General features: G+C 50.3%; 17 protein-coding genes and 1 pseudogene. 11 read left to right on the top strand and 7 right to left on the bottom strand.

What is annotated here, in order from left to right:
- Positions 1-38: 38 nt before the first annotated feature.
- The 4 genes from C8E01_RS01705 to C8E01_RS01720 all read right to left on the bottom strand — a co-directional run bounded on the left by C8E01_RS01705 (position 39) and on the right by C8E01_RS01720 (position 5,731).
- Entirely contained in the window at positions 39-1,514 is a 1,476-nt protein-coding gene (locus C8E01_RS01705; protein ID WP_116541618.1) for a RagB/SusD family nutrient uptake outer membrane protein, read from the bottom strand.
- A 17-nt stretch (positions 1,515-1,531) separates the two neighbouring features.
- Complete coding sequence (locus C8E01_RS01710; protein ID WP_116541619.1) at positions 1,532-4,681, bottom strand: SusC/RagA family TonB-linked outer membrane protein; 3,150 nt, start codon at positions 4,679-4,681, stop codon at positions 1,532-1,534.
- A gap of 330 nt (positions 4,682-5,011) precedes the next feature.
- A complete protein-coding gene (locus C8E01_RS01715; RefSeq protein WP_116541620.1) occupies positions 5,012-5,398 on the bottom strand; it encodes a TM2 domain-containing protein in 387 nt (128 codons plus the stop codon).
- 3 nt (positions 5,399-5,401) lie between these two features.
- Positions 5,402-5,731, bottom strand: coding sequence for a DUF2752 domain-containing protein (locus C8E01_RS01720; protein WP_243409376.1), 330 nt, complete (start codon positions 5,729-5,731; stop codon positions 5,402-5,404).
- A gap of 113 nt (positions 5,732-5,844) precedes the next feature.
- On the opposite strand from C8E01_RS01720, the gene C8E01_RS01725 reads away from it, so the two are divergent.
- Together C8E01_RS01725 and C8E01_RS01730 are read left to right on the top strand one after the other, a co-directional pair.
- Positions 5,845-6,060 (top strand): YgaP family membrane protein, encoded by a 216-nt coding sequence (locus C8E01_RS01725; protein WP_116541864.1) that lies wholly within the window; start codon positions 5,845-5,847, stop codon positions 6,058-6,060.
- Positions 6,061-6,114: 54 nt separating this feature from the next.
- A complete protein-coding gene (locus C8E01_RS01730; protein ID WP_116541622.1) occupies positions 6,115-6,648 on the top strand; it encodes a dihydrofolate reductase family protein in 534 nt (177 codons plus the stop codon).
- Positions 6,649-6,766: 118 nt separating this feature from the next.
- On the opposite strand, the gene C8E01_RS01735 is transcribed toward C8E01_RS01730, so the two are convergent.
- Positions 6,767-8,032, bottom strand: coding sequence for a DEAD/DEAH box helicase (locus C8E01_RS01735; protein ID WP_116541623.1), 1,266 nt, complete (start codon positions 8,030-8,032; stop codon positions 6,767-6,769).
- A 421-nt stretch (positions 8,033-8,453) separates the two neighbouring features.
- Here C8E01_RS01735 and C8E01_RS01740 point away from each other — a divergent pair, with 421 nt between their 5' ends.
- The 4 genes from C8E01_RS01740 to C8E01_RS01755 are packed head-to-tail and all read left to right on the top strand — an operon-like array spanning position 8,454 to position 13,688.
- Positions 8,454-9,140, top strand: a complete 687-nt coding sequence (locus C8E01_RS01740) for a TetR/AcrR family transcriptional regulator (protein WP_116541624.1) — start codon at positions 8,454-8,456, stop codon at positions 9,138-9,140.
- A gap of 9 nt (positions 9,141-9,149) precedes the next feature.
- Positions 9,150-10,889: a peptidase domain-containing ABC transporter gene (locus tag C8E01_RS01745; RefSeq protein ID WP_243409377.1), complete on the top strand. Its 1,740-nt coding sequence runs from the start codon at positions 9,150-9,152 to the stop codon at positions 10,887-10,889.
- A 2-nt stretch (positions 10,890-10,891) separates the two neighbouring features.
- Positions 10,892-12,247 carry an HlyD family secretion protein gene (locus tag C8E01_RS01750; RefSeq protein ID WP_116541625.1) on the top strand — a complete coding sequence of 452 codons (1,356 nt, stop codon included), beginning with the start codon at positions 10,892-10,894 and terminating at the stop codon, positions 12,245-12,247.
- A gap of 4 nt (positions 12,248-12,251) precedes the next feature.
- A complete protein-coding gene (locus C8E01_RS01755) occupies positions 12,252-13,688 on the top strand; it encodes a TolC family protein (protein ID WP_165820533.1) in 1,437 nt (478 codons plus the stop codon).
- Position 13,689: 1 nt separating this feature from the next.
- Here C8E01_RS01755 and C8E01_RS01760 read toward each other — a convergent pair whose 3' ends face one another.
- Together C8E01_RS01760 and C8E01_RS01765 are read right to left on the bottom strand one after the other, a co-directional pair.
- Positions 13,690-14,511, bottom strand: coding sequence for a sulfite exporter TauE/SafE family protein (locus C8E01_RS01760; protein ID WP_116541627.1), 822 nt, complete (start codon positions 14,509-14,511; stop codon positions 13,690-13,692).
- 239 nt (positions 14,512-14,750) lie between these two features.
- Positions 14,751-17,411 carry a lamin tail domain-containing protein gene (locus tag C8E01_RS01765; RefSeq protein ID WP_116541866.1) on the bottom strand — a complete coding sequence of 887 codons (2,661 nt, stop codon included), beginning with the start codon at positions 17,409-17,411 and terminating at the stop codon, positions 14,751-14,753.
- Between the two features lie 464 nt (positions 17,412-17,875).
- On the opposite strand from C8E01_RS01765, the gene C8E01_RS01770 reads away from it, so the two are divergent.
- The 5 genes and pseudogenes from C8E01_RS01770 to C8E01_RS01780 all read left to right on the top strand — a co-directional run bounded on the left by C8E01_RS01770 (position 17,876) and on the right by C8E01_RS01780 (position 20,350).
- The gene (locus C8E01_RS01770) at positions 17,876-18,865 is read left to right on the top strand and encodes an aspartate-semialdehyde dehydrogenase (RefSeq protein WP_116541628.1); all 990 of its coding nucleotides are present in this window, start codon (positions 17,876-17,878) and stop codon (positions 18,863-18,865) included.
- Positions 18,866-19,044: 179 nt separating this feature from the next.
- Positions 19,045-19,167, top strand: coding sequence for a hypothetical protein (locus C8E01_RS22025; RefSeq protein ID WP_262509632.1), 123 nt, complete (start codon positions 19,045-19,047; stop codon positions 19,165-19,167).
- 12 nt (positions 19,168-19,179) lie between these two features.
- Positions 19,180-19,293 (top strand): annotated as a pseudogene (locus C8E01_RS21870) (restriction endonuclease); the annotation flags it as partial.
- Positions 19,294-19,479: 186 nt separating this feature from the next.
- On the top strand, positions 19,480-19,902 hold the full coding sequence (locus C8E01_RS21875) for a restriction endonuclease (RefSeq protein WP_243409403.1): 423 nt from the start codon (positions 19,480-19,482) through the stop codon (positions 19,900-19,902).
- A gap of 55 nt (positions 19,903-19,957) precedes the next feature.
- Positions 19,958-20,350, top strand: a complete 393-nt coding sequence (locus C8E01_RS01780; protein WP_116541629.1) for a DUF302 domain-containing protein — start codon at positions 19,958-19,960, stop codon at positions 20,348-20,350.
- The last annotated feature ends 69 nt before the right edge of the window (positions 20,351-20,419 follow it).

Genomic DNA, 20,419 nt, shown 5'->3' on the forward strand with positions numbered 1-20,419 from the left:
CAAGGGGCGGTTTGTAATTCTAAGTATTTCAGAATCTGTTATGGGTTCTGATCACCAGCGGACAAAGCCTTGTTGTTGTTGATCTCATCCTGAGGTATTCTATAAAGAATCTGTGGATCCGTGATAGAACGCTCTGTTACAAGGATAAGGGCTGCAACGTGCTCGCCGTTAGGAGCAGTACCAACATTTCGCTTAATTGGTCTGTTCAGACGCTTCAGATCCAGGATAGAGAAGCCTTCACCCCACAGTTCGATTCTTCTCTGGATCAGGATCTCTTCGATCAGGTCTGTGCCGGAAGTAACCGGAGCTACATACTGTGGATCTCTTGCTTTCACAAGTGTCTCTAGTACTGCTACTGCTTCTGCTTCTCTACCAAGTCTGGCAAGTGCCTCAGCCTCGATCAGGAACATTTCAGAAGCTCTCATTAGCACGTAGTCAGCTGCCCATGATCCAGCACCTGGCAGACGGAACTTCAGAGAAGAGTAGTTGTAGTAGGTACCTTTGTTGTCGGCAGAAGGAGCCTGAACAATTTCTCTACGTACGTCAGTTGCAGACATTTTCTCGTAAAGCTCTCTTGTAACCAGCTTCGTGCTACCCAAACCGGCATAACCGGCGGCTGTATTCGCCATGTGCGAGAAGAAAGAAGCGTAGATCGTAGACTGGTCGTTAGGAATCTGAAGACCCCACATCCATTCGCTGTTAGCAGTGCCGAAGCCAGCTTTGTAAGTAGCTGCGTTCATCAGCGTATAACCCTGACGAGCTTCGTTCGCTTTAGTAGCAGCTCTTTCCCAGTTCTCCATCTGCAAGGCTACACGAGCCTGAAGACCTTTAACAGTCTTTTGGTTGATGTGAGAAACGTGATCTTTGGTTTTGCCTTCGAGCAATGCTTCAGCAGCATCCAGGTCAGCAAGGATCTGGTTGTATACTTCTTGTACAGTACCGCGGCCTTTGCCTTCGGTAGTTGGCTCTGTGTATACCGGCACACCTGGGGCATTCTCGTTGCCCTTGTATGTATGCTGGAACAGGTTCACCAGATAGAAGTAAGAGTGTGCTCTCAGGAACAGGGCGTTGCCTTTGATATAATCTCTGCGTTCTTGCGTACCAACAGCTTCATCCACGTTTGCGATAATCAGGTTCGCATTGTTGATGGTTCTGTAGTAGTATCTCCAGGTTCCCCCAGAACGAGACGTCCGTGTAGCTGTTCCGTAAGCTGAGTGGTTATACTCCGCTACGAACCAACCGTAACCGCGCACAGGTGTGATGATGTCGTTACCCATCATGTCCATGGTCAGGTCGTAAGACTTCTGACCGAAGTGTCCGTGGCTGCCATCCATTGATGTCCACATAGAACGGTAGATGCCGTTCAAGGCTACCGTAGCGCCCTCCGTTGTGCCAAACACCATTTCGTTTGGCACTGAAGATGCTGGAGTTGTATCCAGATACTCTTTCTCGCAACCCGTCAGCACTAAAACTGCCAGTGCCAGCGGAGCTAGTTTTTTAACTATATTCTTCATACTGATAATATTCCTAATTAAAAGTTAGCGTTTAGACCAAGCGTGAAAGTACGCATCACTGGGTAAGTGAAGTCTGATGTACCAGTGAAGCTACGCTGTGGGTCCATACCTTCGTTCTTCGTGAAGATCTTGGCATTGTCAACAGATACGAATGCACGCATGTTGTTTACACCTACTCTTGAAGTCAACGTGTTAGGCAGTGTATAGCCCAGGTTGATGTTCTTGATGTTCAGGTATGAAGCATCGTACAACCAACGAGTAGAGATACCGTCCTGAGTTGCCAGACCCTGCTGCAGTCTTGGAACATCTGAAGTAGTGTTCTCTGGAGTCCAACGGTTCAGCATTTCTTTAGCGAAGTGTGTACCGTATGTACCTCTGTGCATCAGACCTGCATAGTTACCATCGTAGAACTTACCACCAGCCTGGAATGTCAACAGTACCGCAAGGTCGAAACCTTTGTAGCGGAATGAGTTAGTGAAACCACCGATCAGATCAGGGATAGCAGAACCATGGTAAGCATAAGAGGCGTTGTTGATGTTGTTCGTCACTGTATCCTGACCGATGATCTGGTAAGCAGCATTGTCCGGCTTGTAAAGGGTGCGGTCAGTGCGGTACAGGGCATCACCATTGCTAGGATCTACACCGTAGTACTCACGCAGCCAGAAAGCGTAGATGTCTTTACCTTCAGCTAGACGCTTCGTGCCACTGATGATCGGGTCACCGTTAGGCATCGTTTTGATCTTGTTCTTGTAGCTTGTCAGGTTAACATCCATTCTCCAGTCGAAGTCGCCAGTTGAAACAGCGTTGTAACCCAATTGCAATTCCCAACCGTTGTTAGACATTGTACCGATGTTCTGCCACATATCCAGACCACCAGTTGAGTAAGGAGTAGGAACGGCGAATAACAGGTTGCTAGAGATACGCTGGAAGTATTCCACTGTACCTTCTACTTTGTTGAAGAATCTGAAGTCAGCACCAACGTTGAAGTTAGCGTTAGATTCCCAGATCAACTCAGGAGCAGGAAGTGAGCTTACGATAGCACCAGGAGCGTTTACGTTGTTCCAACCCAGTGAGTAAAGACCTTGCCACTGGTAATAGCTATCAGTTGCTTCGTTACCTTGCTCACCGTAGCTACCTCTTAGTTTCAACTCGTCAACCCACTCAGCAGAAAGGAAGTCTTCTTCTGAAATTCTCCAGCCTGCACCGATAGAGTAGAAGTTACCCCAACGAGAGTCTTTGTAGAAACGGGAAGAACCGTCTCTTCTGAAGCTGGCAGAAGCCAGGTATTTGTCAGAAAGGCTGTAGTTCAACTGAGAGAAGTAAGACTCGATCTTGTGATCAGCGAAGCTAGATGTACCACCAGTGATTGTTGCAGCAGCACCAAGCTCAGTAGTACCAGGGAAAGCGAAACCAGTTCTGGTAGCAGACACGTTTCTAGACTCGTACTCGTAGTTTTCGTGACCAGCCAATGCACGCAGGCTGTGGCTGCCGAACTGCTTATTCCAAGTCAACACCTGGTTGAAAGTATAAGAAGTAGTTCTGGTGTCAGATTTGGTTGAACGACCGCTTACGTTTTGCGCATCACCGAACTGTGAGTTCTGATAGCCTGTGCTGAAACCGTTGTAGTAGTTACCACCGAAAGTAGTTTTGAAAGTAAAGTCCTCCAAGAATTTCACTTCAGCATAAGTGTTAACAGTTGCTTCGCTTCTTCTTATAGAGTTTTCGTCAAGGGCCAGTGTACCTAACAGGTTAGAGTTTGGTGCATATGGTCTGGCGCCCATCTGGTTAGCATTACCCCAGTCAAGCGCATTACCGCCACGAATAGGATCTGTTACGAAGTTACCTTCGCCATCACGCTGCCATACCGGATAGATAGGGCCCATGTAACGAGAGTAGTAGAATGGGTTAGATGTAGCAGTCCCAGTTGCAAAGCTACCCTGGTTTTCAGACATGTTACCAGCAATGTTGATACCTGACTTCAACCAGTCAGTTACCTGAGTATTGATGCTGGCACGTGCGTTCACACGGTCATAGCCAGAGAACTTAGCGATACCGTCTTCTTTGATATAACCAACAGACAGGTAGTAGTCGCTCTTCTCAGCACCGCCAGACACGTTCATGTTCACGTCAGTACGGTTAGACTGCTGGAACAACTCGTCAGCCCAAGAGTCGTTGTAAAGCAAACGAGCATTTGGGTTCAGACGGCCAGTAGCCGCGTCGATCACCTGGTTACCAGCTACGTTGAATGGGTTGTAAACAAGACCGTTACCGCCTGCGATGTTGTCAGAAGCGAATTGGTTAGCGCCTGCTACATCTTTATCAGCAGAAGGTGCTCCTCCAAGTTTTGCGTTACGCATGGCTTCCCACATCAACTCGTAGTACTCCTGTGCGTTTACACGCTCGTACTCTTTGATAGCGCGGTCAGAAACACCTCTTCTCAGGTTAACGGCAATGCTAGGCTTACCAGTTTTACCTCTCTTGGTGGTAATCATGATCACACCGTTCGCAGCACGTGAACCGTAAAGAGCCGCCGCAGCAGCATCTTTCAATACTGTCACAGATGCGATGTCGTCAGTTGAAATAGACTGAAGCGTACCGCTGAAAGGAACACCGTCTACTACGTAAAGTGGCTCGCTGCTTGAGTTGATAGAACCAATACCACGGATACGCACGGATGCGTTAGAACCAGGAGTACCACCACCGTTGGTAGTCTGGATACCTGGTACAAGACCCTCAAGTACGCGTGTAACAGATGTTACCTGCTGTCTCTCGATTGCTCTTGTCGTGATAGTTGACTCAGCACCAGTAAAGGCAGTTTTCGCTACAGTACCGTAAGGCACCTGGATTACAACCTCTGACAGCTGCTGGCTATCAATATCTAATGTCACGTTAATAGAAGTATTTGCGCCAATCGCCACCTCTTTTGCCACGTATCCGATGTAACGGAACACCAAAGTGTTCGCATTGTCCGGTACGTTTACGCTGAATGAACCGTCTGCATTAGTTGCAGTACCAGTAGTGGTACCTTTTACAACTACAGACACACCTGGTAGAGGTGCTCCGTCCCCTGCCCCTGTAACTTTACCTGTTATTGTCCGACTTTGTGCCGCTACTTGGCCCAAAAGCGCAAACAAAAACAAGAAGTTAAGTAGTAATACTTTCTTCATAAACTACACTTGTTTTGTTAGGTTGTTGATAAATAGATTAGATAATAGAATAGTTTTATCTCCAAATATAGGCATTAAAAACATTTAACAAAACCTTAACAAAGATTCTTCGTAATATTTTTTTATGCCCTTTAAAATCCCTCTGACAGTGTCTAAAGCCACAAAATGTTGTTTGCAACGCACTGAAGGCCAAACCATTCAATAAAACATATATTTTATTGGAGAAAATCTAAGACAAGGCTTTGGCTAAAACCTCATTTGTTTTTAGTAAGAAATGCTGGTACTGTACACAAGGTGTTATAACAGCGTTAGCAGTATCCGTAACAAAAGCTACACGCCATAGTCACCCGGATTTCCGTAAGCACCCGACTGGGCCATTACGATCGCATGTGCCTGCTGCGCCTCCTTGATGTTGTATTCAAATGCAAGTCGCTTGTAGTTTATCAGATCTATGATGGTGCCCACAAAGCATAATCCAGCTGTAAAGAGGTATAGCAGCCCCATGCCAATATGCCCCAACACAAAACGGTGCACGCCGGCTACTCCAAAAAATCCTATGCCAGCCGTTATGAGCACGAGCAGTGGCTCGCGCCGACGCGCTCTGTAAACAGACACGAATTGCTGCGCCTCATAGTCCGACATAGAGTTGAGCAAACCTTGTACATAAGCCATCTCATCGGGCTCAAGCTCAGGCATTAAATTAAATACATTGGCCATAGTTTATAGTTTAGAGTGATGCAGGTATAATTTGCGCGATTGTGCCAACAGGCCCGTCACACGCCAGCTTAGCAGCAACAACGCAGGCACGCCCAGCGGATGCGCCTGCCAAGAGGACAACAGCTCTCCCCTGAACAGGTAAGCGATGCTATGACCAAGGCCACAACCCGGGCAACCACCCTCCCAAAACCAACTCACCGGGCACAAACTGAACAGGTGGTCGCCTGCAGGTTCCAGTCCCGCAAGCAGCAGCAGGCCCAGTATCCAGGCACTGGCCTCTGGCATTACGTTCCGTGCCGCATAAAAGGCGCTATTTCTGCTATTCGCTTGCATTGCCCCTATAAGGTATACTTAATATCATGATTGTCCAAATTATAACACAATCAATTTAGAACATCTCCCTGCAAATCTCTCGTATGACAGTAAGGGACATAATAAATAACAGTATGGAATGTAACGTAGGATTGACTGAGCAAAAGATTCGTGTGTTAACCGGTCTTGCTATTATCGGGGTGGGAGCATATTATAATATAAAAGTTTTGTCTGCTGTTGGAGTCATACCTATTGTGACAGGTATGCTGCGCTATTGCCCCGTAAACCAGGCGCTTGGCTACAACGGTTGCGTAGGCGAACAGCATCGGGTGAAAAGTGCTGTGCTTTAATAATAGTATTTCACCTGCTATACCTGAGCGCCGGTTTTACGTACCTATAGCGCTATGAGAAAGATCATCCTATACATTGCAGCCAGCACCGATGGGCACATAGCCCGGCCTGACGGAAACATTGACTGGCTGCACGACAAGAAGTACAACATACCGGACGAAGACTTCGGGTACAGCGCTTTTCTGCAGACCATCGATACGACCCTGATGGGGCACGCCACCTACAGGCAGATCCTGGGTTTCGACATGCCTTTCCCCTACCCTGATCTGAAAAACTATGTCTTCAGCCACTCGCAGCAGCAGGATACGGAACATGTTACTTTTGTGAAGAACAATGTGGTGGACTTCATAGAACAGCTGAAGGAGCAGCCGGGAAAGGACATCTGGCTCATCGGAGGCGGGCAGCTAAACGCTACAGTGCTCAATGCGGGCTTATTGGACGAAATCATCCTGACCTATATTCCAATCATACTAGGCAAAGGCATCCCGCTCTTTTCTAAAGACACACAAGAGCATAAACTGAAACTGATCCCAACAGAAAACAAATTATACCGCAACGGTTTCCTGCAGGTCAGGTATAGCTGCTGAGATTTATCATCCTAAGGTGGCTGCCCCTCTGCTCTTATACCTCTATACCCCACTCATTAAAGAAGCCTGCCAGCAATTTTAGCTGGCAGGCTTCTTTATATAGGATGCATACTTTAGGTTATTTTTTCTTTTTAGCCTTTGCCTTTGCCTTCTTTGCTTTAGCTGCTTTCACTTTCGACTCTGTCTCCTCTGCCTCTTTCATGAGGGCTTTCCAGTCAAACTTGGCTTCGGGGCTGAAGTCGATGGTGGCTTCGCGGTCCTCCGGATCGAGCTGCAGCACTTTGATGTCTTTGGTCAGGTAGGTCTGTATCTCATCCAGGATCGGTTTCTCCTCTTCGCTGCAGAATGACACCGCTATACCTTTGGCAGTGCCGCGGCCCGTACGACCCACGCGGTGCACGTAGTTCTCGGGCTGGTCGGGCAGGTCGTAGTTCACCACGTAGTCCACGTTCGGAATATCAATGCCGCGGGCACTCACATCCGTGGCGATCAGAAGTTTTACCTCCCCTTTTTTGAAGCGCTTCATCACATCAGTACGGTCTTTTTGCTCCTTGCCACCGTGCATACTTACCGAATCTATCCCTACGCGCTCCATCGCCGCCACTACACGCTCGGCCCGAACCTGTGTGCGCACAAAGGCCAAAATCTTCTTATCAGGATTCTCTTTGACGACACGCTCCAGAAAAAACCGCTTCTCATCCATCTCCACATACATCACCGAGTGGTCCACATTTTTAGACACGGGGTCTTTCGGAGAGATCTGGATGCGCACGGGCTTGTTCACGAGTGAATAGGCCAGCTCCTTGATCTTCTCGTTGATGGTGGCAGAGAAAAATAGCGTCTGGCGCTTGCGTGGCAGTTTGGTGATCAGTTGGCGGATGTCGTGGATGAAACCGAGGTCGAGCATATGGTCGGCCTCATCGAGCACCAAGGTTTCTACCCGTTCGAGGCGGATGTATCCCTGGCTCACAAGGTCGAACAAACGACCGGGTGTGGCAACCAGTATGTCTATACCTGCCTCCAGTTTGGCGATCTGCGGCCCTTGCTCCACGCCACCGAACACGCAAAAAGTCTTCACACGGGTATGGCGACCCAGTTCATCAAAAACCTCTGTAATCTGCAAAGCCAGCTCGCGGGTAGGCACCATCACGACGCATTTGATGCCATCGGAGCGGCGACGGTTGATCGCGTACTGCAACTTATCCAGCACAGGTATAGCAAAGGCAGCGGTCTTGCCTGTGCCTGTCTGGGCAATGGCCAGCACGTCTTCCCCTTTCATGATCGGGGGAATCGCTTTGTACTGGATATCGGTTGGCTTCCGGAAACCAAGCTTGTCCAGGCTTTTCTTGATCTCGTCGGATATGCGGTAATCTTCAAACTTCATGGCAATGGGTTGCTGGTTGGCTATTGGTCTTTACGTAAGGCCGTCGCGAATTGCAAAGGTACAGCTTCTTTTTCTGATTCGCGTCAGGTATAGAATATGCTCATTTCACCAATTACCGCTTCACTATTGTGCCACATCATCACTCCACAGTCAATAGGGTATCACAATGCATCAGGTCACCTAAAAATCAAAGCTTCGGTTCCATAACTACCGGGGCGCTATACCTGTACCCACTCAGTATTTTTAGAAAGATGAAAGCAGGCTGAAGCAAAGAAGCAAAATAAACTTTTATGATAGTAAAACTATTAAATAAGAAAGTTGTTATAACTTTGCAGCAGGGAATTCCGAATAAAAGTTAACTGAAAGGCATAGAGGGCTAGCTACAATTCTAAAATGCGTCCTCTCACAGCGTCAATCTGAAATGAACACAACAAGCATTAAGATAAACTTAAGCCACAAGGCATACTTGCGTGATCCGGAGCTAACCGAACTGGGGCAACGCATCATCAAAGAAAGCATCCGGCTGATAGATGAGCTGGGCTTTGAGCAATTTACCTTCCGAAAGCTGGCGACAGAGATAAACTCAACGGAGGCTTCCATTTATCGTTATTTCGAAAACAAGCACAAGCTGCTGGTTTACCTGGTATCGTGGCATTGGGCCTGGCTCGATCACTTTGTGCTGTTCCAGACCAACAACATAGCTGACCCGCGGGAGCGCCTGAGCCGGGCCATCGACGTGATTACGGCCTCCGGCACCGACAACCCGGCCACGCTGCACATCAACGAGAGCGCTCTTTACCGGATCGTGATCAGTGAGGCATCCAAGGTATACCTGACCAAAGAAGTGGATGATGATAACAAGGACGGTTATTTTCTGGAGTACAAGCGCCTGTGCCACCACCTGTCCGAAATGGTACTGGACATCAATCCGGACTACCCCTATCCGCACGCCCTTATCAGCACGATCATGGAAGCCGCCCACCAGCAGGTGTTTTTTGCCGAGCACCTGCCTTCCCTTACCGAGATCAGAGGCACACAGCGTAGCCCTGTGGAAACGGCCACTTTTTTAAAACATCTTGTTTTTGCGGCAGTTGACCAAAAGAGATAAAGCAGACACATGAACAAAGCTTATAAACACAGACCACAGTTCACTCCGATGCAGCGCTTCTGGCAGCTGCTTGCCGCCGAAAAACGGGAGATCGTATACCTGTACATCTATGCGATTGTGGCTGGCCTGATCAGTCTTTCGCTACCGCTGGGCATCCAGAGCATCATCGCTTTTGTTTCGAGTGGGCAGATCACGGTGTCGGTGGTGGTGCTGATCACCCTGATCGTGCTGGGCCTGCTTATTGTGGGCGGTATGCAGATCATGCAGCTCTGGCTGGTGGAGTACATACAGCAGCGTATTTTCGCACGAACGGCTTTCGACTTTGCTTACCGCGTGCCGCGATTGCAGTCTGAGGCGCTGCATCGCTATTACCCACCCGAGCTCATGAACCGTTTTTTCGACACGGTTTCGTTGCAGAAGTCTATGGCCAAGCTGCTAACAGACTTCACGACTTCTGCCATTCAGATCATCTTCGGCCTTATTCTGCTGTCCTTCTACCACCCCTACTTCATTGTGTTCGGCATGATCCTGGTCATCGTGCTGGTCGGCGTCCTATACCTGACAAGCCCCCGCGGCATCGATACCAGCATCACCGAGTCGAAGTACAAGTACAAACTGGTTGCCTGGCTCCAGGAGATGGCCCGCTCCATGAACACCTTTAAACTGGGTGGCCAGTCGGAGCTGCCCACCGAGAAGACCAATGGCTTTGTGACCAGCTATCTGAAGGCGCGCAAGCAGCACTTCCGGGTACTGATGACACAGTACTTCAGCTTTGTGGGTTTCAAGACCGTGATCACGGGAGGCCTGCTGGTACTGGGTGCTGTGCTTGTGATTCAGCGTGAAATCAACATCGGGCAGTTTGTGGCTTCCGAGATCGTGATCATCCTCATCATGACAGCCGTAGAGAAGATCATCATCAAGCTCGACACGATTTACGACCTGCTCACCAGCCTCGACAAGCTCGGGCAGGTAACCGACATGCCGCTGGAAGAAGAGCGCGGCGTTCCTGTACCAGCCAGCGGGCAGGGGCTTTCGATCCAGGTGAATAACTTACGCTACCAGTACCCGAACGTGGAGGAACGCGCAATCAACGGCATCTCGTTTGATGTGCTGGCCTCAGAGCGAGTGTGCATTGCGGGCTTCAACCGGTCGGGCAAGTCAACACTCAGCCAGCTGCTGCTTGGTTTGTACGAGAACTACGAAGGCAGCATCGCCTACAACAACCTCTCGATGCGCGACCTCGACAAGAACAGCCTGCGCCGACTCATTGGTGACAACACGTCCAAGGAGCAGGTTTTTAACGGGACCATCCTGGAGAACATCACGCTGGGTATACCCAACGTACCGATCGAAGACGTGATCTGGGCGACCGACAACGTGGGCCTGACCGACTTTATACATGAGCTGCCCGATGGTCTGCAGACCGAGCTGACCGGTGGCAGTATTCGCCTGCCGGCTAGTGTTTCGCGCAAGATCATCATGGCTCGCTGCCTGGTGCTGCGCCCTAAAATGCTGCTACTCGACGACTTTTGGGGAGGGATGGAAAAGCACGAAAAGCTAAGGCTGATCCAAATGCTTTCGTCGCAGGAGTTCAACTGGACGCTCCTAATTATCTCCAACGACCCGGAAGTAATGGCCATCTGTGACCGCACCCTGCTCCTGAAGGATGGGCAGCTCGTAGCAAACGGCAATTTTGAAGAGATCCGCCACAGCCTCCCCTATCAGCAACTGGCCAACCTGACTGTATAACCATGAAAGAGAAAGATCCTTATACCCCATCGCGGGAACACGGGGCCAGGGAGGCAATGGAAATGGTGCGCACGCCGTCGCTCGGACGCACGCTGGCTTACTGGATTGTAGGCATTGTGCTTTTCCTGATTCTGATCCTGTTTTTGCCCTGGACGCAGAATATCTCCTCTCGCGGCGCACTCACCGCTCTTAACCCGGAGGACCGCCCCCAAACTGTGCAGAGTACCATAGCCGGCCGCATCGAGCGCTGGCATGTGCAGGAAGGCCAACTGGTGCAGAAAGGCGACACGATCGTGAGCTTGTCGGAAGTGAAGGAGAAATTCTTTGACCCGCAGCTGCTCGACCGCCTGGATGAACAGGTACAGGCCAAAGAGGGAGCCGCCACGGCCACAAGAGCCAAAACCGAAGCTTTGCAGGACCAGATACAGGCTTTGCGGGAAGGCCTACAGTTTAGCCTGACCAAGGGCCGCAACAAAATAGACCAGACCCAACTGAAGGTGCAAAGTGATAGTGCGGACCTGGTAGCCCAGCGTGTAGAAGTGGAAATAGCCCGTAACCAGTACGAACGACAGGAAGCACTGTACAAGCAGGGACTGAAGTCGCTGACCGAGCTCGAAGCCCGCCGCCTGAAGCTGCAGGAAGCGGAAGCCAAGCTGATCGCCAACGAAAACAAGCTGGGCAGCGCCCGGGCCGAATTGCGGAACGCGTATACGGAGCTCAACTCACTGCAGGCCGAGTATGCAGATAAGCTGGCCAAAGCAGAATCGGAGCTTAACTCTAACCAAGCCTACCTGTACAGCACAATTGGGGACGTATCGAAGCTGCGGAGCGAGTATAGCAGCACACTGGTGCGGAGTAGCTTTTACCAGGTAGTAGCCCCGCAAACAGGCTACCTCGTGCGGACACTCCGGGCAGGTATAGGCGAGAACATCAAAGAAGGGGAAGCCATCGCCACCATCATGCCTGATGATCCGCGGCTCGCTGTGGAGCTGTACGTGCAACCGATGGACCTGCCGCTTCTCTATCGCGGCGCTCCGGTGCGCCTGCAGTTCGATGGCTGGCCGGCGCTTGTGTTCTCAGGTTGGCCAAACCTGGGCTTTGGTACCTTTGGTGGCAAAGTGGCTGTTATTGACAACACCGCCACCAACGGCCTGTACCGTATGCTCGTGGTGCAGGATCCGGAGCAGGAGAAATGGCCGGAGGCTATTCGGATTGGCTCTGGCGTACAAGGCTGGGCCATGCTGCGCAATGTACCGATCTGGTACGAACTGTGGCGTCAGCTCAACGGCTTCCCGCCCGACTATACCGGCACACTGCCTGTGGATGGTGCCAACACCCAGACCAAAGAAGAGAAGTAAGTACATGAAGCGATATCGTTTTTTAGTCTTTTTGCTGTTGCTGCTTTGCCTGACAGGTATAGACCGACCGGGTATGGCCCAGACGGCGGACTCGGTGAAGGTGCTCACCATGCATGCGCTGTACGAACAAGTGCTGGCGCATCATCCGCTGGCGGCGCAGGCGGCGCTGTTGGCGCGCCAGGCGGATCAGGAGTTGCGTATGGCCCGTGGCGGCTTCGACCCCGTGCTGAACAGCAAGTATGGCGAAAAGCAGTTTTCGGACAAGGAGTACTATACCTACTGGAACAACAGCCTGCGGGTACCGCTGTGGTTTGGTCCGCAATTGCTGGCAGGCTACGAGCGCAACAGTGGCCCCTACCTGAATCCCGAAAAATACACCCCCTCCAACGGCCTGAGCTACGCAGGTATAGCCGTGCCGCTTGGTCAGGGCTTGTTCATGGATGAGCGCCGCTCCCTTGTGCGTCAGGCGCAACTGCTTCCCCAGATGGCCGAAGCCGACCGCCTCAAATTGGTGAATAAACTGCTGCTCGACGTGGCCAAAGACTACTGGGACTGGCTCTATTATTATAATGAGGTGCAGGTATACCGCGAGGCCCTGGAACTGGCTGAAGTCCGTACCCGGGCCGTGAACGAACGAGCCCGCCAGGGCGACCTGGCTGCTATCGACACGGTAGAAGCCCGCACCGAGGCCCTCAACCGCCGGGTACTGCTCAGCGCTGCCCTGCAGCAGTACAACAACAGCAAGCTGCGGGTTGAGATGCACCTGTGGGATGAGGGCAATCAGCCGCTGGGGCTTGCCGCCAATGCCGTACCGTCTGCGGCGGGCACCGAACTGGACCCGCTCAGCCCCGATGATCTGCAGGAACTGGTGGCACTGGCCAAGGTCAACCACCCCGACATCGTCAAACTCGACCTGAAAGGGCAGCAACTGGAAGTAGAGCGCCGCTTTGCCGCTGATAAGCTTAAGCCAAAGCTGGATGTGGAATACAACCTGCTGCAGAGCGACTTTTTCATGAACGGCGAAGCTTTCCAATCACCCTATATGCGCAACAACTATAAAGTAGGCATCAGCTTTAGCCAACCACTGTTTTTGCGACAGGAACGAGGCAAATTACAACTCACCAAAATAAAGCAGCAGGAAGTAGGCTTTCAGCAGTCCTTTACCTTGCGGGCCATCGAGAACGCAGTGCAGATGGTATACAACGAATGGTTGGCGCTGGAAGAGCAGCTTGCGCTGCAGGAGCAGATGGTAACGAATGCCCGTATCCTGCAGGAAGGCGAAATCATTAAATTCCAGAGCGGCGAAAGCTCCATCTTTCTGATCAACGCCCGCGAGCAGAAGCTACTGGAGTCACAGATAAAGCTCTACGACCTGCGCAGCAAGTACGCCAAAATCAAAGCCCAACTCTACTGGACGGCTGGCAACATGCAGCAGGATTAAGCTAGCCCTTCTTCCCGACCCACTCTAACACGGCGGTACTCAAGCGGGCAAAGTCTTCTCCATCCACGCCGTAAGTATCATAAGCCAGTTTGAGGATGATGCCGCTTACGACCACCAGAAACAGCGCCCGCACGAAGCCAGTGCCGCGCTTGAGGGCGGTGCGGGTGCCCAACTGCGAGCCAATAATACTGCAGATCGCCATGGGTACAGCCACTTCATAGAGCACATGGCCTTTCCAGATGAAGTAGAGCAGTGCCGACAGGTTAGTGGCCACGTTCACCACCTTACCCGCCGCAGAAGCCGCAAGAAAATTAAAACCAAACAGGCCGATGAAAATGAAGATCAGGAAGCTGCCTGTACCCGGTCCGAAGAAGCCGTCATAGAATCCGATGGCTGCGCCTATCAGAATCCCGTATACCTTCTCCTTTGCGTCTGTGAGTTTTGGTGCATGCAGCGAGCCAAAGTCCTTTTTGATGAAAGTATAGATGGCGACGAGGATGAGTAACAGCAGAATGAGCGGTTTGAGCAGGTTAGCATCCAGATGGCTCAGGGCTCTCGCTCCTAAAAAAGAAAACACAAAAGCCGCCGCAGCAGCCGGAAGAATGGCCATGTAGTTGATCTTCACTGTCCGTACATAGCGCACCATGGCCGAAGTAGTACCGGCTATACCCGCAAACTTGCCCGTACCAAACAAGGTCGGCAAAGGCACACCGGGCAAAAAGATCATCAGGGCCGGCAGCTGTATCAACCCTCCCCCACCTACCACCGAATCGATAAATCCCGCCAGAAAGGCGAAAAAGCACAGGTATACAATTTCTTCCACCGCTTAAGTTACTAATGCTGAATTTAAAAAGCCGCGCAAGTTAAGCGATTGTTGCTGTAATTTAAGCGGAGATACAGGGGTATATTTCAGCAAGGCATAGCTAACTGGTAGTCAGCTTCATAACTAAAGTATAGCAGAACTTATAATAAAGTGTTGCTTGGACACTGTTGTTAATAACATGGGTTATCCACAAAAGTTACTAACATTTTTAGTTAGATTCTAAAAATATTAGCTACACGCTATAACTGTCCCCCAATCACGACCCGCTCTTTGTGCACACTCTTTTGCCCATCCAGGTCGAAGAGCTCAATATAGAATAGGTAGTAACCAATAGCCGCTTTAGAGCCGTCCTGTCGGGTGCCATCCCAGCGGAAGAAACCGCTGGTGGCCAGCAGTTCGTTTCGCACCAGTTTGCGGACTTCGCGTCCCTGTGCATCAAACACGGTGATACTGGCGACAAGACCACTTTGATCAGCGCTGTAGTTAATGGTCGTAAAATCCTCGTAGCCATCACCATCCGGGGAGAACACCTTTGGTTCGATCGTGAACATCCGCTGCGCCGCTATACCTGGCTGCGACTGCGAGTTGAGGTAGCCGGGCGTGGCCCCTACTGAAGTGGCCGCCGAGTGGAAATTGTCTGCCGTAGTCGGACCATCCAGTCGGATGCGTTCCAGCGAAATGCCGTTGCGGTCGTCGATCAGGCTGAAGTGCATCCGCTCGGTATAGTCGAAGCGGTCGGCAATGCGGTTGTCAGCCTGCAATACAACCACTGAGCCGGCAGCATCCGGATAGGACGGCAGCGAAGCCATCTGCAGAAAAGTTTCTTCCCGACCTGCGGGATAATTGTTCTTAATGTTCTCAGGATTGATAGTGAGCACCACATATTGGCCGGGTGCCAGTACAAAATGAGCTGTAGTGATCCCCCGACGGTTTGCAATGCTGTCGTTGCTGGTATTGGCCAACTGCCAGTTCCGCAGGTTGATGTACTTGTCGCTGCGGTTGACGAGTTCCACAAAATCCACGCCGCCGGGTCTGGGGTTGGACAGCACCTCGTTGATGACCACATCGCCAGGTTCCGGTGCAGAGGGCAAGGCAAAGGTAGCTGTAAGCGGTTGCGGGCTCAGGTTACCGGCACAGTCGCGTATACCTAAAGCGGTCAAGGTATAGAGCTGCCGCTCCTGCAGTGGCGCATTGAGTTGTAACACGACCTCCTCAAACAGCGGAGAAACAACCTGCACGGCGGCAATACCTATACCTGCCGGACTTAAGGTATAGCGGTTCACTTCCGCGACTTGTGCACTGTCCAGTCGCTCGTTGAAACGGAGTAGCAGCCGATCAGGGGCCAGTGCCGTCACACTGAGCAAGGTTGGTGGTGTGTTGTCAGGTATGGAGGCTGTTACGGAATTGGGTTGAGCGGGTGTGCCACCGCGCGGGTCATTGGAGGCAGTCCAGTTTTCAGCACCGGCACAGGGATTTGTCACGTCGATCATCTCCAGGCTCCAACCGCCGTTGCGCTTGGCATTGTCGCGGTACCAGGTATCGTTGTAATTCACGGCATAGATCAGGCGACCATTGGGCTGGCGCAGTTGCAGGATTTCACCGGTGTTGTTGAGGCTTGGGAAATTGCTGATGCCGATGACGCGGCCATATTCAGTAAAATTACTCACCTGCACATTAGGCACCAACACGGCGTATTCAGCTGGCTGCAGGAGCACGTTGGGCAGGATGGTAGTAGAAGTGGCATCAGAGAAGCGTATACCTTGTAGCGTAAGTACTTTATCGGTTGGGTTGTGCAGCTCGATGTATTCCACTGCCGGCAAGCCCAGTGCCGGTGTTTCTCGGGCCATGATTTCGGTGATGAGCAACTCGTTGTAACCGGGCAGCACTGCTGGCAACGCATACTGAAAAGTCAGTTCTACTGGGCCTGGCAGGGCATTGCCATAAAGGTCGGCTATACCTGTCACTGCTATTGTGTTTGCCCCATTTCGCAAAGACTGCGCAAAGGTGAGCAGTACAGTGCCGCTCTCGGTCAGCTCAGTGGAAGTCGGTTTGAAGTTCCCGTTCAAGGTATAGTTATCAAGGTTTTGGGCTTGCTCCCTGGCAAGCGGCTCATTAAAGCGCAGCTCTATTGTTTGCGTACTAAGCGGCTGAGCGCTTTCCAGCACCGGCGGAGTGGTGTCCGTTATCCGGAAATCATCAAAGTAAAAGCGCTGTCTGTTGGTAGAGCTATACCTGACCAGCACCCCAAGATAAGCCGAGCGTTTGTGTGTAGCATCTGTTACCGAACCCTGGCTTTTGTAGCTCTCCCCCGTTCCGGTCACGTCGATCTCCAGCTGCCAGGTATAATCGAGGTTTCGCGTTACCCGTACCCGCACGATATTGTTGGAAGTCGCTACTGTCTTGTCCTCGCCATTGATGATGATAACGGGTGGTTTACCAGCGTCTTTCCGGAAGAGGCTTACCTCGTCTGGCGTACCACCGATGCGCACAAAATACCCATTCACATCGGCGGCTTTAAGCTCTTCTTTATCAGCCATCAGAAAGACATCCGCATAGTTGCTGGAGGAGGTAGCCAGCCGCAGGTTGGCCCAGAACTCCCACACTGTTCCCACTGCTGCCTGCGAAGGTGTTGCCAGGTTCAACACGGTGCCCGTTACGGCTGGCCCATTGCTTTGCAGTTGGTTTTGGGGGTTTATGATAAAGCTGTTTACATCACCCGTCCAGGTTGGATTCTGGGTGAAGTCGCCGTCAGAAAAATTTTCCTGTAGCTGAGCGGTAGCCAGGTATGGGAGAAATAGCAAAAGCCCTGCAGCCAGCGCTCTTTGCGTGAAACCTGCTTTGAAGAGACTAGTGATAAAGTAGTTTATACCTATTACGAGTACCAGCACCAATTTTGTCATTCTGCAAGAATCTTGGTGGCTAGCGTAATAGGCATCGAGCTTAGAATCTATAATAGCCTGGCGTAAAGTTTGTTTCATGCGCAGATGTTTCGGTGAAAACTTACGAACTTCGCAGCCGCGAAAGGAAAAGGCGGGTCACAAGACCACAAAAAACAAGTCCTCACAGGTATCTGAGGAAGCTGTGAAGTCAGGAAACCAGCCACTTTTATAAAATTTAGAACTTTTACGCGAGCTAAGAGAGTTAGTTAGAGGAAGTTGACGAGTCGGGAAGATAAGGGTTGTATAGGGACAGGTAGCGACCTGTCTGAATCGTGCACATTTATAATTTGTCAGAATCAGGATTTACAGGATTACAGGATTGAAGGGATTCTTATTATTGATTGTTTTTTTTAAATCAATCCTGAAAATCTTGAATCTGACAATAAGCAATCAACCATCAACAATTAAATAATATACCCTAAACAATGAAAGTAGCAGTAGTAGGCGCCACCGGATTGGTAGGCGGCGAGATTTTAAAAGTACTGGCGGAGCGCGACTTCCCAGTAACGGAATTATTGTTGGTTGCTTCTGAGAGATCTGTTGGTAAACAGATGGAGTTTAAGGGTAAACAGATAAAGGTGATCGGGATGCAGGAAGCGATCGCGGCTGCCCCGCAAATCGCCATTTTCTCAGCAGGCGGCAGCACCTCTACCGAGTGGGCCCCGAGGTTTGCCGAAGCAGGCATTGTGGTAGTAGACAATTCCTCGGCCTGGCGCATGGACCCTAGCAAAAAGCTGGTGGTACCCGAGATCAACGCCAAAGAGCTGACTAAAGAAGATAAGATCATAGCCAACCCGAACTGCTCAACCATCCAGATGGTAGTGGCCCTGAACAAGCTGCACGAAGAGCTGCAGGCGAAGCGCATTGTCGTGAGCACTTACCAGTCAGTGACAGGTACGGGCGTGAAAGCGGTGGAGCAGCTGATGAACGAGCGTGCAGGCAAAGAAGGTGAGAAAGCTTATCCGTATACCATCGACCTGAACGTTCTGCCACATATCGACGTGTTTCAGGACAACGGCTATACCAAAGAGGAAATGAAAATGATCCTCGAAACCAAGAAGATCATGGGCGACGACTCGATCCGGGTAACGGCGACTGCGGTGCGTATACCTGTAATGGGTGGTCACTCCGAGTCAGTGAACGTGGAGTTCGAGAAGGATTTTACGCTGGATGAGGTATACCGCATTCTCAACGAAACGGAAGGTGTCAAGGTAGTAGATGACGTGAAAAACCTGGTTTACCCAATGCCAAAAGATGCCCACGGTAAAGACGAAGTGCTCGTTGGCCGTGTGCGCCTGGACGAAACGCAGCCACGCACGCTAAACATGTGGATCGTGGCGGACAACTTGCGCAAAGGCGCTGCGACCAATGCCGTGCAGATTGCGGAGTATTTGGTGAAAGAGGGGTTGGTGTAGTTGTTTGAAAGACACGAAACACAGCGAAATAGAAACAAGGATGGGGGCTTCAGTAGCCCCCATTTTTTATTATGTGCAAGTAATAAAAACGGTATATACAAAAAGAATAAGCTCTCTATTCTATATAAAATGCCATATATTTAAGTCAATAGCGAAACGCATCTTTACCGAGACCCCTGATGAGCGAAATCTTTAAGTACAAGTACGATGATTTGTTTAACCCAACTCTCCAAGCCTTAAAAAGCCTAGGCGGCTCAGGTGCTGTAAGAGAAATAGAGGAGCAGGTTAGTGAAATTATGTAGCTCTCCGAGGAAGAGATAAATGATATTCACCGCGAAAGCACCACCAAACTTACCTATCGTTTAGCTTGGTCTAGAAATTACTTAAAGCGGTATGGGTTACTGGAGAATTCCTCGAAAGGTGTATGAGCTCTGACTGAAAAAGGCAAGCATACAACGTCCGTTGATAAAGCTCAGGTAAAAAAAGCAGTAACCAAACTTGATAGAGAAGAAAGCCAAAGAGCTACTAAACCATCTTCGACAGAACTTCCTACTATAAGTGAGGAACTAATCGAGTTCTCCTGGCAAGAAGAACTAATAGATTCTGTAAAGAAAATATCTCCAGAAAACTTCGAGAGGTTATGTCAGAGAGTTCTTCGTGAACTAGGCTTCCTGAATGTAGAAGTAACGCAACGCTCTAATGATGGAGGTATTGACGGACAAGGTCTTATCAGGCTTGGAGGTGTTTTATCCTTTCATGTTGTCTTTCAGGCCAAACGTTATCAGGGAAGCGTGGGCTCAAGCATTGTAAGAGACTTTAGGGGTGCTATGATAGGCCGAGCAGACAAAGGCCTTATCCTTACAACAGGCAGCTTTACAAGAGAGGCGAGAAGAGAAGCAAACAGAGATGGTGCACCTCCTATCGATTTGATAGATGGAAATGAATTCGCTGAAAAGCTGAAAGAACTTAAACTTGGTGTAGAAATAGAACTAATAGAAAAAGTTAAAGTTAAGAAAGAGTGGTTCGTTAATTTTTAATCCACCCCTTCCCCTTCCCGTTCGTAGTTAAACTAAACAACCTAACCCAAAAGCTATGAACTACTATTTCAATAAAACATTGGCAGGCTCGAACTTCGAGGAAGCGGTGCAGCAGGTAACCGACGAATTGAAGAAAGAAGGATTTGGCGTACTCACCGAAATTGACGTAAGGGACACGCTGAAGAAGAAGATCGATGTTGACTTTAAGAAGTACAAGATCCTCGGCGCTTGCAATCCGCATTTCGCGCATAAAGCTTTGCAAAGTGAAGACAAAATAGGTGTGTTTCTACCTTGCAACGTAGTGGTGGAAGAGCATGAGAACGGAGAGATTGAAGTATCGGCCGTCGATCCCATCGCCTCGATGGCTGCCGCCAAAAACAAATCGCTGGAAGGTATAGCCACAGAAGTGCAGCAGAAACTAAAGCGGGTAATCGACAACTTACAATAAGTCAGAACAGGATTTAAAACTCCTGCCGCCTATTCAGTACAATAGCTATGGGTGTATCTTTGCGTGAAT

Origin of the sequence: Pontibacter virosus (genome assembly GCF_003096355.1) — a bacterium.
Classification (GTDB): domain Bacteria; phylum Bacteroidota; class Bacteroidia; order Cytophagales; family Hymenobacteraceae; genus Pontibacter; species Pontibacter virosus.